This is a genomic window from Methylobacterium sp. J-030 (genome assembly GCF_022829545.1).
Classification (GTDB): domain Bacteria; phylum Pseudomonadota; class Alphaproteobacteria; order Rhizobiales; family Beijerinckiaceae; genus Methylobacterium.
This window is the reverse complement of record NZ_JAKSYM010000402.1, coordinates 1-14,795: the sequence shown is the minus strand read 5'-3', so window position 1 is coordinate 14,795 and position 14,795 is coordinate 1. Positions and strand designations below refer to the sequence as shown.

At 71.1% G+C, this 14,795-nt stretch carries 14 protein-coding genes; 7 read left to right on the top strand and 7 right to left on the bottom strand.

Annotated elements, in window-relative coordinates; translation table 11 throughout:
* Nucleotides 1–36 precede the first annotated feature (36 nt).
* The 5 genes from MKK75_RS32465 to MKK75_RS32445 form a co-directional block, all read right to left on the bottom strand.
* Nucleotides 37–243 carry a hypothetical protein gene (locus MKK75_RS32465; RefSeq protein WP_244046591.1) on the bottom strand — a complete coding sequence of 69 codons (207 nt, stop codon included), beginning with the start codon at nt 241–243 and terminating at the stop codon, nt 37–39.
* 84 nt (nt 244–327) lie between these two features.
* The gene (locus MKK75_RS32460; protein WP_244046590.1) at nt 328–1,122 is read right to left on the bottom strand and encodes a formylmethanofuran dehydrogenase subunit C; all 795 of its coding nucleotides are present in this window, start codon (nt 1,120–1,122) and stop codon (nt 328–330) included.
* Nucleotides 1,123–1,125: 3 nt separating this feature from the next.
* Entirely contained in the window at nt 1,126–2,073 is a 948-nt protein-coding gene (gene fhcD, locus MKK75_RS32455; RefSeq protein ID WP_244046589.1) for a formylmethanofuran--tetrahydromethanopterin N-formyltransferase, read from the bottom strand.
* A 204-nt stretch (nt 2,074–2,277) separates the two neighbouring features.
* Nucleotides 2,278–3,924, bottom strand: a complete 1,647-nt coding sequence (locus MKK75_RS32450; RefSeq protein WP_244046588.1) for a formylmethanofuran dehydrogenase subunit A — start codon at nt 3,922–3,924, stop codon at nt 2,278–2,280.
* Nucleotides 3,918–4,988, bottom strand: a complete 1,071-nt coding sequence (locus tag MKK75_RS32445) for a formyltransferase (RefSeq protein WP_244046587.1) — start codon at nt 4,986–4,988, stop codon at nt 3,918–3,920. Before MKK75_RS32445 ends, MKK75_RS32450 begins: the two co-directional genes overlap by 7 nt.
* Before the next feature lie 544 nt (nt 4,989–5,532).
* Here MKK75_RS32445 and MKK75_RS32440 point away from each other — a divergent pair.
* The 7 genes from MKK75_RS32440 (at nt 5,533) to fae (ending at nt 12,157) form a co-directional block, all read left to right on the top strand.
* Nucleotides 5,533–6,510, top strand: a complete 978-nt coding sequence (locus MKK75_RS32440) for a beta-ribofuranosylaminobenzene 5'-phosphate synthase family protein (RefSeq protein WP_244046586.1) — start codon at nt 5,533–5,535, stop codon at nt 6,508–6,510.
* 86 nt (nt 6,511–6,596) lie between these two features.
* Entirely contained in the window at nt 6,597–7,490 is an 894-nt protein-coding gene (locus MKK75_RS32435; protein ID WP_244046585.1) for an NAD(P)-dependent methylenetetrahydromethanopterin dehydrogenase, read from the top strand.
* Between the two features lie 21 nt (nt 7,491–7,511).
* On the top strand, nt 7,512–8,663 hold the full coding sequence (locus MKK75_RS32430) for an ATP-grasp domain-containing protein (protein ID WP_244046584.1): 1,152 nt from the start codon (nt 7,512–7,514) through the stop codon (nt 8,661–8,663).
* Nucleotides 8,660–9,634: a methenyltetrahydromethanopterin cyclohydrolase gene (gene mch / locus MKK75_RS32425; protein WP_244046583.1), complete on the top strand. Its 975-nt coding sequence runs from the start codon at nt 8,660–8,662 to the stop codon at nt 9,632–9,634. The genes MKK75_RS32430 and mch overlap by 4 nt, the downstream gene beginning before the upstream one ends.
* 34 nt (nt 9,635–9,668) lie before the next feature.
* The gene (locus MKK75_RS32420; RefSeq protein ID WP_244046582.1) at nt 9,669–10,577 is read left to right on the top strand and encodes a RimK family alpha-L-glutamate ligase; all 909 of its coding nucleotides are present in this window, start codon (nt 9,669–9,671) and stop codon (nt 10,575–10,577) included.
* The gene (locus MKK75_RS32415; RefSeq protein WP_244046581.1) at nt 10,574–11,407 is read left to right on the top strand and encodes a triphosphoribosyl-dephospho-CoA synthase; all 834 of its coding nucleotides are present in this window, start codon (nt 10,574–10,576) and stop codon (nt 11,405–11,407) included. The genes MKK75_RS32420 and MKK75_RS32415 overlap by 4 nt, the downstream gene beginning before the upstream one ends.
* Before the next feature lie 237 nt (nt 11,408–11,644).
* Nucleotides 11,645–12,157 (top strand): 5,6,7,8-tetrahydromethanopterin hydro-lyase, encoded by a 513-nt coding sequence (gene fae, locus MKK75_RS32410; protein ID WP_091713492.1) that lies wholly within the window; start codon nt 11,645–11,647, stop codon nt 12,155–12,157.
* A 723-nt stretch (nt 12,158–12,880) separates the two neighbouring features.
* On the opposite strand, the gene MKK75_RS32405 is transcribed toward fae, so the two are convergent.
* Both MKK75_RS32405 and groEL read right to left on the bottom strand, forming a co-directional pair.
* Entirely contained in the window at nt 12,881–13,534 is a 654-nt protein-coding gene (locus MKK75_RS32405; RefSeq protein WP_244046580.1) for a S1C family serine protease, read from the bottom strand.
* Between the two features lie 442 nt (nt 13,535–13,976).
* Nucleotides 13,977–14,795, bottom strand: an 819-nt coding sequence (groEL, locus tag MKK75_RS32400) for a chaperonin GroEL (protein ID WP_244046579.1), incomplete at its 5' end; no start/stop codon positions are given.

Here is a 14,795-nt window from a genome sequence, read left to right as displayed (position 1 = left end):
AGCATGGCACTTCGCGCCCGAACAACCAAGGCGCAGTCACAGATCCTTCGGCAGGCTGCCCTTGGCGGCACAGCGCCAGCGCTCGACGTGCCATTCGGGATGGGAGGCCTGCCACGTCGCCAGCGCGCTCTGGGAATTGCGCAGGCAGACGAAGGGGCTCGACGCCTGGAAGGACATCTCGATCCGGTCCTCGCGGCAGGTCGAGGGCTGGGCGACGAGGCAGACCGACAGCAAGAGCAGCATGGGCGCGTTCCCGGGCTACCGGCCTCATGCGGGCCGGCTTGATCGGGAGCATAGGACGCGTCCACGCCCCTTGCCCAGGCGGCGTCAGGCCGCGACCCAGATCTCGCCCTTGGCGATGGTGGCGAGGTCGCCCGAGTAGCGGCGCAGGGGCTTGGCAAGGAGGTCGGCATGCTCCGGGCTGAGGCCGCGCAGGGCCTTGGCCAGTAGCCGCAGGAACACGAGATCGTGTGCACCAGTCTCCACGAAGGTCTCGGCCATCCGGCCATGCGCGCCGAGAAGCAGCGTCCCGCGCCGCATGCCGAGGCCCGGATGATCGCCGACCGCGAGGGCCGCCAGGGTGCCGGCGATCATGCGCGCGCCCGCGAAGGCCCCCGCGCGGCCGGCCAGGATCGTCCCGCGCCGCATCCGGTCGCCGAGATGGGCGCCCGCCGTGCCGCGGATGATCAGCGTCGCCCCGTCGAGCCCCACCTTGGCGGCGTAGACCGCGCCGCCGGCATGATCGCCGGCATCGCCCGCGATCGTGATCGTGCCGCCGGTGGCGCCGGAGGCCGCGTAGGGTCCGGCATTGCCGGTGACCGTCAAGACGCCGCCCGCCATGCCGGCACCGAGGCGCTGGCCGACATCGCCGGTCACCCGGATCGTGCCCTCCGACAGGGACGCGCCGACCCGATCCAGGCGCTCGTGGCCGCCCTCGATGGTCAGCGTGTCGGACCCGTCGAGGGACACGGAAAAACAGTCGCCGAGGCGCACGCCCGTCCGGGTCGTGCCGACCTCCAGGCGCTCGGCCTCGCCCGGAGAAAGGCCCTTCAGCGCCAAGGGGGTGATGTTCAAGAAATCCAGCCGCTCGGGCGGGGCCGCGCGCAGGGTGAGGGTGCTCACGGCTCAGCCCTCCGGCTTGGATTCGTCGCGCGCGATCAGGTCGCGCAGATGGTAGTGATGGCGGCCGAGATTGCCGCCGTAATTCCCGGCCGTCACGGCGATCAGCCCGTGCCGCCCACCGATTTCGGTGGCCGCGTGCAAGCCGGCGCGCATCGAGTCGGATACGCCCTGCGAGGTCAGGGCGTCGATCACGATCTCCAGCACCACCCCGCATTCCGCCGGCAGCGCCGAGCCGGCGCGCCCCTTGAGCGTCGGGCAGTAGGCGTCGTTGGTCGAAGCCATCATGCCCTTGGTCCGCCCGCCGACCTTCGAGCCGGAGCGGACGATGCCGCCCGGGAAGGGCAGGATCGCGCCCGGCACCGCCCTGGCGGCCTCCACGGCGGCCTCGGCGACCTTCAGCGTCTCGGCATGGGTCCGGCCGAGGAACAGCAGGTTGCCGCCGCCGACCGCGCCGTCGACCGCCCGGACCGAATCCTCACACAGGAACTCGCCGTCCATCACCGGAATGCGCCAGTAGCGCCGCGCCTTGCCGGAGGCGTCGGGCAGGCGCTTGGCCACGGCGAAACCGTCGCCGAAATAGCGGATCGCGCCGCCGAGCTTGATCTTGGTCGGCCCCTCGACACCCGCGTAGCAGGCGGTGCCCGGGCAGGTGAGGATGCACTGGCCGACCCGCTTGATCAGCTGCTCCTTGAGGCCGTTCGGCTCGAAGCCGAACAGGAGGATCCGAACGCCCGGGCGGCCGTCCGGAGTCTCCTCGGGCGACAGCTCGGCGTCGATCCCGGCCTCGGCGCCGCAGCCGATCACCGAGGTGGCGAACCCCGTCATGGTGGTCGCGGCGATCATCGCCCACTTGGCGGTGTCGTTCGTGACGACGATGGCGGTGCCGGCGACGTCGAACGCCTCCGCGAAGGTGTCGATGACCGGGATGCCGTTGAGGGAGAGGTCAGACATGTTCTGGGGACTTCCGCGACGGCCGAATCCCTCTCCCCTTTGCGGGGGAGGGTGGCCCCTGCGTCAGCAGGGGTCGGGAGAGGGGAGCGCCTGTGCCGGAGAAGTCGCGCCGGATGCTGAAACCCGCATCGTCGCGCTGCCCCTCTCCCCCCCTGCTGCGCAGGGTACCCTCCCCCGCAGAGGGGGGAGGGACGGCGGCGTGCGTTATACCCGACATGGCACCGCCTCGAAGTTCTCCGTACCTTCACCGAACGCGGCATCAGGCACGGCGAAGCTGTCGAGCCCCTCGCCGAACCGCTCCGTCAGGTAGATATCGGCGCGCTTCGCCATGCCCTTGTCGGCCTCGACGGTGAGCGACAGCGTGCGCCCGGAGCGCCATTCCACCACTTCGCCCTCTTCCACGATCGGCACGCCGTCCTTGAGAACGAGCTTCGCCGCGGTGAACATCGCGGTGCGGTTGGCATCGTCGCGGTAGACCGCCACATCCGCCCGCGCCCCGGCCCGCAGGTGGCCGCGATCCGCAAGCCCCAGGAGCTTGGCCGGCCCGGAGCGGGTGAGCTGCGCGATCTCCGACAGCGTGTACTCGCGCTCCAGCCCCGGCAGGCCCGAGCGCTCGCCCACGATCTTGGGCAGCGTCGCGATCTCGCGGTCGCGCTCGCCCTTGTCCATCAGCAGGTGGATGATGCGCGGGTACTGGGTGAACGGGCCGCCGTTCGGGTGGTCCGTGGTCAGGATCGTCCGCTCGGGATCGGTGGAGAGCAGCATGATCTCCAGGCCGATCGCCCATTGCAGCGAACTGGTCGGGCCCCGCGGCCGGTACAGGAACGGCACCACGCCGCCGCCCTCGGCGTCACCCGCGTTCAGCACCCACTTCTTGGGATTGGCGCCCTTCCGCCCGGCGAACTGCCGGAGGATATCCAGGGAGACCGTCACGGTCTGGCCGAACACCACCTGCCCGATATCGAGCGTGGCGTTCGGATTGTCGGTGATCGCCTGCGCGATCCGCTCGGCCGCCGAGCGGAAGCCGCCGGTGCCTGGGTTGGCCGGATCGACCGCGCCGTAGGCGTAGAACTGGGCGTGGGCGAAGTGGATGCGCCGGCCCTCGGCCGCCTCGAGCGTCGCGATGAAGCTGTCGTCCGCTCCGGGCAGGCCCAGGTTGTTGCAGTGGACGTGCAGCGGGTGCGGGACGCCGATCTCCTCGACCGCGTCGAGCAGCGAGCCCATGATCTGCCGGGTCGAGAGCCCGTAGCAGGGGATCTCGTCGTCGAGGGACAGGCGCAGGGCCCCATCCTTGAAGGCCGAGGCGCCGCCCGCGTTGATGCATTTCACGCCGAGCCCACGCGACTGCGCCACCGACAGGCTGACGAGGTCGCGCACGGCGTTGCCGCCCTGGCGCTCGCGCAGCAGCTGCAGGAGCTGATCGTCGTTGCCCATCACGGTGAGCGCGCCGCGGTCGAGCAGCGGGATGTCGGCGAGTTCGAGCTGCGTGGCGAGCGCATGGGTCGGCGGCATCGCGGGCTCGACCGCGGTCGTGTAGCCCATCCGCGCATAGGTCGAACCGATCCAGGCCGCGGCCCCGCCGGCATGCGCGAAGGGATGGCCCTCGGGTGCCGCCTCGCTCACGTAGAGGTCGGGCAGGAGCAGCCGCGAGGTGATCACGTTGCCGCCGGCGATATGCGAATGCACCTCGACGCCGCCGGCCATCACCACGCAGCCCGCCGCCTCGACGACGTTGTCGGCCGCGCGGCCCGGCGGATCGATCACCCGGCCGTCCTCGATCCAGACATCCCCGACAGCATCGCGGGCCGCGGTCGGATCGACGACGCGCCCGCCCCGGATTACGCTCAGCATGCGGGTTCACTCCTCGACGCGGCTTGGCCGGTGATCAGGCGCTCCTTCAGGGCACCGAGGATCGACGCGGCCGACGGCAGATCCGTGGGCGCCGAGGCCGGCCGGTAGGTCAGCGTGGCCCGCGGCTCGTTCCACAGGACGCCGCCATGGTCGCGGCCGGGCTGGCCGACCGCGATCACCACCTCGGCGGCGGCCGCCTCGCCATCCGCGACCAGCGCCACGGATGGGATTGCGGACAGCCAATCGGGACGTGCCACCGGCACGGAGGCGAGCCAGAGCACGGCATCGGCCTCGCCGGCGGCCACCTGCCGGGCGGCGTCGAAGCGCCAGGGATCGTGCTCGGGCACGCGGCGCCCGAAGCCGCTGCGCGGGGCCTGACCGGTCATCCAGGCCGAGACCGGCACCACGGCCCGATCCTGCCCGACGCCGCCGGTGGCGAGGGTGAAGCAGCGCGTCGTCTCGCTCAGCTCCATGGCGAGGCCCTGAAGCATCTCCACGCCGGCCTCGCCGAGCTCGGCCGGGTCGTACAGGAGGACGCCATACTGGGCGGAGGCGAGCCGGGCAACGATCTGCCCGGGGAGAGCGTCCCCGGCGAGATGGCCGCGGGCATAGGCGCGCAGCACGCCGACGGCCTCGGCGAGACCGCCCGCGGCCGGCCACGCCAGCGATGCGGTGGCGTTGGCGCCGACCGCCAGCAGGGCCCGGTCGGACCCGGCCGCGCGGCCGCGGGTCGGCTTCGTGTCGATGAAACGCTTCATCAGCGGCGCCTGCCAGGGGGCGGCGCCCACCACCAGCACCGCATCGGCGCGTCCGACCGCCTCGGCGGGCGTCGAGGTCAGGGCGCCGACCCGGCTGAGCGCGCCGAGTTCCGCGTAGGTCCCGGCCGCGCCGGCGGTATCGACGGAGGCGCCGATGCGCCCCGCGAGATCGTAGGCCGCGCGGATCGCCGCAACGTCGGCGCTGAGGCCGGCGATCACCGGCGCGCGCGCGGCGGCGAGCAGCGATGCGGCCGCCACGATGGCGGTGCCCGCGTCCGTCGCGTCACCCTTCACCCAGGCTGCCATGCTCCCTCTCGCACCGGTCTTGTCTTATTTCGGAGCGGGCGACGGCCGTAAGACCGGACGAAGCGGACCACCCCGAAACAGGGTTCCCGCAGTGTCGGAATGGCACGCCCGCCCGTCAAGTTCCGGGCAGACGGCAAACTCGGCACGCCGTCGCGAGGCCCAGGTTTGCATTCATCCGCCCATCGCGGCAAGGGGGTCATGCGGGAATGCGGGGTTGGAAACGGGCAGCGGGCAGCCCGTTCGGTGATGGCAGCGGTTTCGGTCGGGCACTTCGCGCAGTCATGCAGCGGGTCGCGGGTCTCACACCGCCGGCGCTGCATGCGCCCGGGAACAGACGTGGTGCTCCATTCTGAACCGCCCGGTCCCGGACAGGTGGAGCGTCAGCGGAACGCGATCCGGGAAAGAGCAGGACGGCAAGCCGCGCAAGCGGCGCCGCGAGTTCGACATCCGGGCGAGACGGACCCGAACTCCGTCGTCGCCGTTGCCCCGGTCCCGGACCACGTGTGAAAAGCGCGCCGGGCAGGCGGGATTCGAGGGGTTTCTGGTGGCCGAGGTCCCCGAGCGGAATGAAGCGGCTGCGGAGGGCACCGTGCGGGTCGAGGCGCCCGCGCGGCTGCATTTCGGCTTCCTGGACCTGCACGGAGGACTCGGCCGACGCTTCGGCAGCATCGGACTCGCCATCGACGAACCGTCCCTAGCGCTCACGGTGCGGCGTTCGGCACGCCCCTCCGTCACGGGTCCGGAGGCGGACCGGGTGCGTGGCTACGCCGAGGCCGCCGCCGCCCATCTCGGCTGCGGGGCGGATGTGGCGATCACGGTGGAGCGGGCGATCCCGGCCCATGCCGGCTTCGGCTCCGGCACGCAGCTCGGTCTGGCGGCCGCGGCCGCGATGGCCCGTCTGAACGGGGCGCCCTTCGCCGCCGAGGCCTTCGCCGCCTCGCTCGATCGCGGCAACCGCTCGGGCGTCGGCCTCTGCGCCTTCACGCAGGGCGGCCTGATCGTCGATGGCGGGCGAGGGCCCGAGGGCGGACCACCGCCGGTCATCGCGCACCTGCCGTATCCGGAAGAATGGCGCATCGTCCTGATCATCGATCCCGAGACGGCCGGCGTCCACGGTGCGCGCGAGGTCGAGGCGTTCCGCGAACTGCCGCGCTTCCCCGAAGCGCAGGCGGCGGAGATCTGCCGTATCACGCTGATGCAGGTTCTGCCCGCCGCCGCCCTCGCGGAGCCGCAAGGCTTCGGCGCCGGGATCACCCGCATCCAGGACCTGATCGGCGATCATTTCGCGCCCCACCAGGGCGGCCGCTACGCCAGCGCGGCGGTGGCGGACGTGCTGGCGAACGTCGCCGCGCGGGGCGTGCCGGGCTATGGCCAGTCCTCCTGGGGGCCGACCGGGTTCGTGCTGATGCCCTCGGAATCCGAGGCCCGCGCCCTGGTGGCCGATCTCGACCGCGGCGGCCCGCTCCGCTTCATCATCGCCCGCGGCCGAAACGGTGGCGCTTCGGTAACCGGTCCGACCTGAGCAGCCCGTCCCTGACTTGACCCGGAACGCCGCTCCGGGTTTGGACGATGCCAGGGCGCATCGGTCGCGCACCGCACGGGGAAGCCATGGCCCGCTCGATCCTCCATATGCTGACGCCGCTCCGGCACATGAGCCCGTTCGACGTGAACATGGCCGTGGATGCCGGCTTCGAGACGGTGGTGACCTACACCGAGGTCAGCCTCGCCGACGTGGTGTCGCTGACCCAGGATTCGATCTTTTCGCGTGCACCGGCCGATGGGACGCGGACCGGCATCTTCATCGGCGGCAAGAACGCCGAGGACGCCCTCGACATGGTCGACCGCGCCAAGAAGGCCTTCGTGCCGCCCTTCATGAACCACGTCTTCGCCGATCCGGCGGGCTCCTTCACGACCGGTGCCGCGATGGTGGCGCAGGTCTCCCGGGCGCTCCGGCAGACATTCAACACGGATCTTCAGGGCAAGCGCATCGTGATCTTCGGCGGGGCCGGCGTCGTCGCCTACGTGGCGGCGGTGATCGGCGCGCTGCAGGGCGCCACCACGGTTCTGGTCGGCCACGACGGCGAGGAGCGCGTTTCCAAGATCGCCTTCACCATGAAATGGCGTTTCGGCATCGAGGTCGGCGCGGTCGACGGCACCACGCCGGCGGATCGCCGCATCGCCATCCGGGACGCCGACGTGATCCTCTCGGCGGGCCCCGCCGGCATCCCGATCCTCACGGCCGAGGATCTGGAATCGGCGCCGAAGCTGCTCGTCGCCTCGGACGTCAATGCCGTGCCGCCGGCCGGCATCGCGGGAATCGACGTGAACGCCGTGGACGTGCCGCTGCCGACAGGCAAGGGCGTCGGCATCGGCGCGCTGGCGGTCGGGAACGTGAAGTACCAGACGCAGCGCCGCCTGTTCGACCGGATGCTCGCCTCCGACATCCCGCTCTGCCTCGATTTCCGCGACGCCTACACCCTGGCGGTCGAGATCGCCGGCTGAGCCGGTCCGAGCCCGCCCGGGATGGTGGATTCGATCCTGATCGCCACCCAGGCGGGGCGTGCCCTCGCGGAGGCGGCGCGGCGCGCGGGCTTGCGGCCTTACGTGGCCGATCTGTTCGGCGATGCCGACACGCTCGAGGCAGCCGAGGCGTACCGGGCCCTGCCGGGCCGCTTCGGCACGGCACCGTGCGCCGCCGAGACGCTGGCGGCGCTCGACGACCTTGCGGACGCGGCCGGACACCCGATCGGCCTCGTCCTGGGCAGTGGTTTCGAGGACGCGCCCGACCTCGTCGCGCATCTCGCGCGCCGGCACCGGCTGCTGGGTGCGTCCGCCGAGACGATCGTGCGCCTCAAGGATCCCATGGCTTTCGCGACCCTCTGCGCGCAGCTCCGCGTTCCGCACCCCGCGGTCACGGTGGATCCGCCGGACGAGCCGTCGCATTGGCTGCTCAAGCGGATCGGCGGCAGCGGCGGCTCCCACATCCGTGCAGCCACGCGCTCGCCGCCACCGCCGGGCCATTATCTCCAGGTCCGCGTCCCCGGGCGGCCGCATGCCCTGAACGTTCTCGCCAACGGCCGCGCGATCGAGATCCTGGCCGTCACCGAGCAATGGTGCGCGCCGACGCCGAGCCGGCCCTTCCGCTATGCCGGGGCGCTGGTCCGCGGCGCCGCCGAGCCGGGGGCCGTGCCCGGGAGCGTCGTCGCGGCGGTCGCCGACGCCGCCGCCCGGATCGTGGCCGCGACCGGATTGTCGGGTCTCGCCAGCGCGGACATCCTGGTCGACGGCACCGACTGGTGGCTGATGGAGATCAACCCCCGCCCCGGCGCGACGCTGGATATCCTCGACCGGCGCGCGGTCCCGATGCTCGAAGCCCATATTGCCGCCTGCCAGGGCACGATACCGGAGCTCGGCCCGGCCCCGGTGGGTGCGGCGGCCGCGCAGATCTGTTACGCCGACCAGGCGTATGCACCGGTCCCGGGTCTCGACTGGCCGGCCCACGTGCACGACCGCCCGCGCCCCGGCTCGGTGGTCCGCCGCGACGCGCCCCTCTGCACGGTGCTGGCCGAAGGCGCCGACCGGGCGGGGGCGCTCGCCCTTCTGGAGAGCCGGACGGCGCGCCTGCGGGCCGTCCTCGCAGCGAAGAAAACGTTAGTTCGAGGAAGCCCCCGATGAGTGCCAGCCCATCCTACCCCAGCGTCAACGCCCTCTCGGCGCCGCTGATCGAGCGGCTCGTGGCCGAGGCCGCGACCCTGCGGCTCTCCGTGTCCCAGGCGGCCGGCGGCGCCCGGATGGTCGATGCCGGGGCGCAGGCGAAGGGGTCGATCGAGGCCGGGCGGCGCATCGCGGAGATCTGTCTCGGCGGCCTCGGCACCGTCACCATCGCGCCGAGCGGCCCGATCGCGTCCTGGCCTTACTCGGTGACGGTCCACGCCGCCGATCCGGTGCTCGCCTGCCTGGGCAGCCAGTATGCCGGCTGGAGCCTCGCGGACGAGACCGGCGACTCCGGCTTCTTCGCCCTCGGTTCGGGTCCGGGCCGCGCGGTGGCGGTGGTCGAGGATCTGTACCAGGAACTCGGCTACCGCGACTCGGCCTCCAGCACCGCGCTGGTGCTCGAAGCCGCCGGCGGCCCGCCCGACAGCGTCGTTGCCAAGGTGGCCGAGGCCACCGGCGTGCGGCCCGAGGACCTGACCTTCATCTTCGCCCCGACCCAGAGCCTCGCCGGCTCCACGCAGGTGGTGGCCCGCGTGCTGGAGGTCGCCCTGCACAAAGCCCACACGGTCGGCTTCGACCTGCACGCCATCGTGGACGGGATCGGCTCGGCCCCGCTGTCGCCGCCGCACCCGGACTTCATCAAGGCGATGGGCCGGACCAACGACGCGATCATCTACGGCGGCCGGGTCCAGCTCTTCGTGGATGCCGACGATGCGGACGCCAAGAATCTCGCCGAGCAACTGCCCTCGGCCACGTCGAGCGATCACGGCGCGCCCTTCGCCGAGATTTTCTCCCGGGTGAACGGTGACTTCTACAAGATCGACGGGGCGCTGTTCTCCCCGGCGGAGGCGATCGTGACCTCGGTGCGCTCTGGCGCCACCTACCGCGGCGGCCGCCTGGAGCCGTCGCTGGTGGACGCGTCCTTCGCCTGAGGGGTCGGCCTTCGCTGAGACGATCGAGACCCCCATGCGCATCGGGCTCGCCGCCGATAACGGCAATTGGCACAAGAACCGGCTGCTGACGGCCCTCCGGGCGCAGGGTGTCGAGCCGGTGCTGTTCTCGCTCGCCGACGTCGCCGTGGTCACGGGCGGCGGCGAGCCCCTGCGCGTCCCGGGCTTCCCGGAGGCGCTGCCGGACGGCGTCCTGATGCGCACGATCGCGGGCGGCACCTTCGAGGCCACCACGATGCGGCTCGGGGTGCTGCACGCCCTGGTGGCTGCGGGCGTCACCGTGTGGAACAGCCCGACCGCGACCGAACGCTCGGTCGACAAGGCCGCCACCTCGCTGCGCATCGCCCGGGCCGGCCTGCCGACCCCGGCGACCTGGGTCTTCTCCAGGCGCGAGGCTGCGGCCGCCCTGGTGGCGGTCGAGGCCCGGCCCGGGGCGCCGCTGGTGCTCAAGCCGCTGTTCGGCTCGCAGGGGGAGGGGCTCGCCCTGATCGAGCGCCCGGAGGATCTGCCCGACGAGGAGGCGGTGGCCCGGGTGTACTACCTCCAGCGCTACGTCCCCCGCCGCGACGGGCTCTGGCGCGACTACCGGGTGTTCGTCTGCGACGGGCGGGCGATCGCCGGCATGATCCGGGAGGGCGACGGCTGGATCACCAACGTCCACCGGGGCGGACGGCCGCTGCCCTGGGCGATGCCGCGCGCCGCCGCGGACCTTGCCGAGGCCGCGGCGCACGCGATCGGCGTCGATTATTCCGGCGTCGATCTGGTCGAGGACGGGGAGGGCGGCTTCTCCATCCTGGAGGTCAATTCCATGCCGGCCTGGTCGGGGCTCCAGACCGTCTGCGAGACCGACATCGCGGCCACGGTGGTCCGCGGCTTCCTCGCCGCGGTGCGGGGCGCGAGCCGGCCGCGGCTCGTGGTGGCATGAGCGGGCTCGACCCGGGGCTGATCGGCACGCTGTACAAAGCCGCCTGCCTCGCGGAGCTCGACGCCCTGAAGCCCGGCAACGTCCACGCCTTCGCCCCCGGCCATCGTATGGTGGTGGCCGATTTTGTCACCAGCGCCGAGGTCTCGGCGCCGGCCCTGGCGCGAACCGGTGGAGGCATCGGCGCGCGCATCCGCGATGGGGTTGCCGCCACCATGGCGGCGGTGGGTCAGAACACCAATCTCGGCATCCTGCTCCTCTGCGCCCCCCTCGCCGCCGCGGCCGAGTGGGGGGTGAGCGTCGCGGCGGTGCTCGATACCCTCGACCGCGCGGATGCCGAGGCGGTCTTCGCGGCGATCCGGCTGGCCAATCCCGGCGGCCTCGGCCGGGCCGACCGACACGATGTCGCCGCCGCGGCCCCCGACTCGCTGCGCGACGCGATGGCGGAGGCCGCCGACCGCGACCGCATCGCCCGCGCCTACGGCACCGGCTTCACCGACGTGACGGCGATCGGCCTCCCGGCCCTCGCCGAGGCCCGGGCGCGGGGGCTCGACCCATCTTGGTGCACCACCGCCGTGCACCTCGCCTATCTGCGATCGGTCCCGGACAGCCACGTCGCCCGGAAGCACGGCCGCGCCATCGCCGAGGATCTTCGCCGGGAGGTTGAACAAACCCTGGCGGGGCTGGATCTCGCAGCGCGGCCGGTCGAGCCGCTGCTGTCTCTCGACGCGGCGCTGAAGGCGCGCGGCCTCAACCCGGGCACGAGCGCGGATTTCACCGTCGCGACCCTGTTCTGGGACACGCTGGCGGGGGCTGGCACCGCGCTGGCCTGAGCCGCGCAAGTTCCCGTGTTCCCTGGGGCGAAGGCAAAAAAAATTCGGTCGCGGCAGGGCCTTGCGCGGGTTGTGAGCCGCAGGGGCCCGCTGTAGGGTCCGCCGCGCTGTCCGGCCCAACCGGCTCGACCCGTCCGGCTCGGCCGGTGGTCGGGCGCCGATAACAAGGATGGCTTCCCGGCCGCGGCACTTGCCCGGCGCTGCGGCATTAGTTCGGAATCCAGGGAGAGACACCGAATGGCGAAGATCACCAAGGTTCAGGTCGGCGAAGCCCTCGTCGGCGACGGCAACGAGGTCGCCCACATCGATCTCATCATCGGACCGCGCGGTTCGCCGGCCGAGACGGCTTTCTGCAACGGCCTCGTGAACAACAAGCACGGCTTCACCAGCCTGCTCGCGGTCATCGCGCCGAACCTGCCGTGCAAGCCCAACACGCTGATGTTCAACAAGGTCACCATCAACGACGCCCGTCAGGCCGTCCAGATGTTCGGCCCGGCCCAGCACGGCGTTGCCAAGGCCGTGCAGGACGCGGTGGCCGAGGGCATCATCCCGGCGGACGAGGCCGACGACCTGTTCATCCTGGTCGGCGTGTTCATCCACTGGGAGGCGGCCGACGACGCCAAGATCCAGAAGTACAACTACGAGGCGACCAAGCTGTCGATCCAGCGCGCCGTCAACGGTGAGCCGAAGGCTTCGACCGTCACCGAGCAGCGCAACTCGGCGCAGCACCCCTTCGCCGCCAACGCTTAGATCGGGGACGGTCCTGGGCAGAGTGAGCCTCCGCCCGCACCGCGGGGCCTGCTCCAGCGACTGGCTTCGATCTTCTTAGGCCGATAGGGTGGCCCCGGACGGGACGGCGCAAGCCGTCCCGTTTTTCGTTCAGCCGCTGCTCGCGCGTGCTCGGCTGGAACATCGGCCGGGCATGGTCCCCGGTCCCTGCCGTCTTTCTCGTCGCGATGGCTTCGGCGATCCCGATCCTGCGACATCCCGGAAGACTGTCTCGGACGAGGCGCCGAGCACCTCCGGAACCCGCAAAGGATCGTGGCCTTCCAGCCCGTCTCCGCCTCATCGTGGACGGGTCCGCGGAATATTCAGGGTCGGCCCGGAAGCGGGTCGACGCGGGGGTCAATTCCTCCCTCGCCGGGGTGGCCCCTTGTTTCTCACGCCCGCATCCTAGACATGCCCGGCATCGGTCCGCCGCCCAGGGCGATGGTGGCCGAGAGTCACCGACGCGAACACCGCCCCGTCCGCAGACCCGCCCGGTCAGCCACGGTGAGGGTCTGCGGGATGCCGCCGGATCACCCCGAGCGGCAGCCCGGCAGTTCCACGGACAGGCAGCGGCTCACGCGCACAAATAGGAATATTATCGTGGCATAGATGCGCGGTTCAGCTCGCCGACAGCGTTGAGCGAGCGCGGTGTCGTGGCCGCGTGGTTTCCGAGATCAAGACGTATGAATTCCGCAGCCGAACCCCTCAATGACAAGCGATCTGAACGGTAATATCCCTCGCCTTCTCGGCGATGGCCGCGCCGTCCATGGGATCGGTCGTGCGAACGGTGATCGGCGGCTCGACGCCGTTCGCCTCGAGGAAGTTCAGGGCGATCATCGACTTGATCGCGAAATTCACGTTCTGCGGTACGTCGCCGGAGGCGAAGGCAATCTGCTTGGACTGGATCACCCCGATGACGTTCCCGTACTGGTCCAGCGCGGGACCTCCGCTGTTGCCCTGATGGACCGGCACGGAGATCTGGATCTTGCGCGTGTCGTCTCCGGAGCCGGCGGTCGCCGTCACGTTGCCGATGGTGAAGTTCCCGGTCGAGGCCAGGACGTCGCTCTGCGGATACCCGGAGACGGAGACGTTTTCACCCAGCCGCGCCCGGACCGACAGGGGCGGCACCGTTGCCTGCGGCGCGTCGGTCGTGAGGACCGCGAGATCGTTGGTCGCGTCGCTGGCGACGTAGCGTGCCTTCACGACGCCGCGGCCCGGCTGCCGCACGAGATACTCCGAGCATCCCTCGACCACGTGGTTGTTCGTCAGGATGTGCCCGCGCTCCGAGACGTAGACGACCACCGGGCGTTCCCGCGCCGCCGGTGCGGCGATCGAGCCGGCGATCACCCCGCCGAGCACGCCGCCCGCCAGTCCGCCAGTCCGCCAAAGAGGGCACCAGCACTTTGCGCCTGCGCAGGAGCCGGCGCCAAGCCGAAGACAAGCATCGCACCAATGGCGCACGCCATACCGACTAGGCGTTCTCTCTTGATCCATCCCTCTCCAAGACAGATACTGAAATCATCGAATACTGGAAGCAGCGTTTCGGCTCGACTCAGCTTGGACAGTCAATTTTTCCCGCTGCGCACACGTCATTCTACACATTGGAAGGTATCTGATTTCGGACATGATCGATGGAGGGTTACGTCAAGTCGCTCCGTGGTCGAGGTTCCAGGAAGCATGCCCGCCGCCGGCGCGCCACCGAGGAGGGGCGTCGTCCAGCGGTGGACCGGAACAGAGCGCCCAAGAAAAAGGGGCCGCCTCTCGGCGACCCCCTTCCTTCGTCCCGTCAGGTGGCTTGGACTTAGAAGTCCATGCCGCCCATGCCGCCGCCGCCGGGCATCGGGGGGGCGCCGCTGTCCTTCTTGGGCGCGTCGGCGACCATCGCCTCGGTGGTGACCAGCAGGCCGGCCACGGACGCCGCATCCTGCAGGGCGGTGCGCACGACCTTGGCCGGGTCGACGATGCCGGCCTGGATCATGTCGACGTACTCTTCGGTCTGGGCGTTGAAGCCGAAGGTCTCGGAGCCCGTGTTGTCGGTGATCTTGCCGACCACGATCGAGCCCTCGACGCCCGCGTTCTGGGCGATCTGGCGCAGCGGCGCCTCAAGGGCCTTAAGGACGATCTTGATGCCGGCCTGAACATCCGGGATCTCGGACTTCAGCTCGGCCACCGCCTTCTTGGCGCGCAGCAGTGCGGTGCCGCCGCCCGGGACGATGCCCTCCTCGACCGCCGCGCGGGTGGCGTTCAGCGCGTCGTCGACCCGGTCCTTCTTCTCTTTCACCTCGACCTCGGTCGCACCGCCGACCCGGATCACCGCGACGCCGCCCGCGAGCTTGGCCAAGCGCTCCTGAAGCTTCTCGCGGTCGTAGTCCGAGGTCGTCTCCTCGATCTGCGCCTTGATCTGCGAGATCCGCCCCTCGATGTCCGACTTCTCGCCGACGCCGTCGATGATCGTGGTGTTCTCCTTCTCGATGCGCACGCGCTTGGCGCGGCCGAGCATGGGCAGCGTCACGTTCTCGAGCTTGATGCCCAGATCCTCGGCGATCATCTGGCCCTTGGTCAGGATCGCGATGTCCTCCAGCATCGCCTTGCGGCGATCACCGAAGCCCGGCGCCTTGAC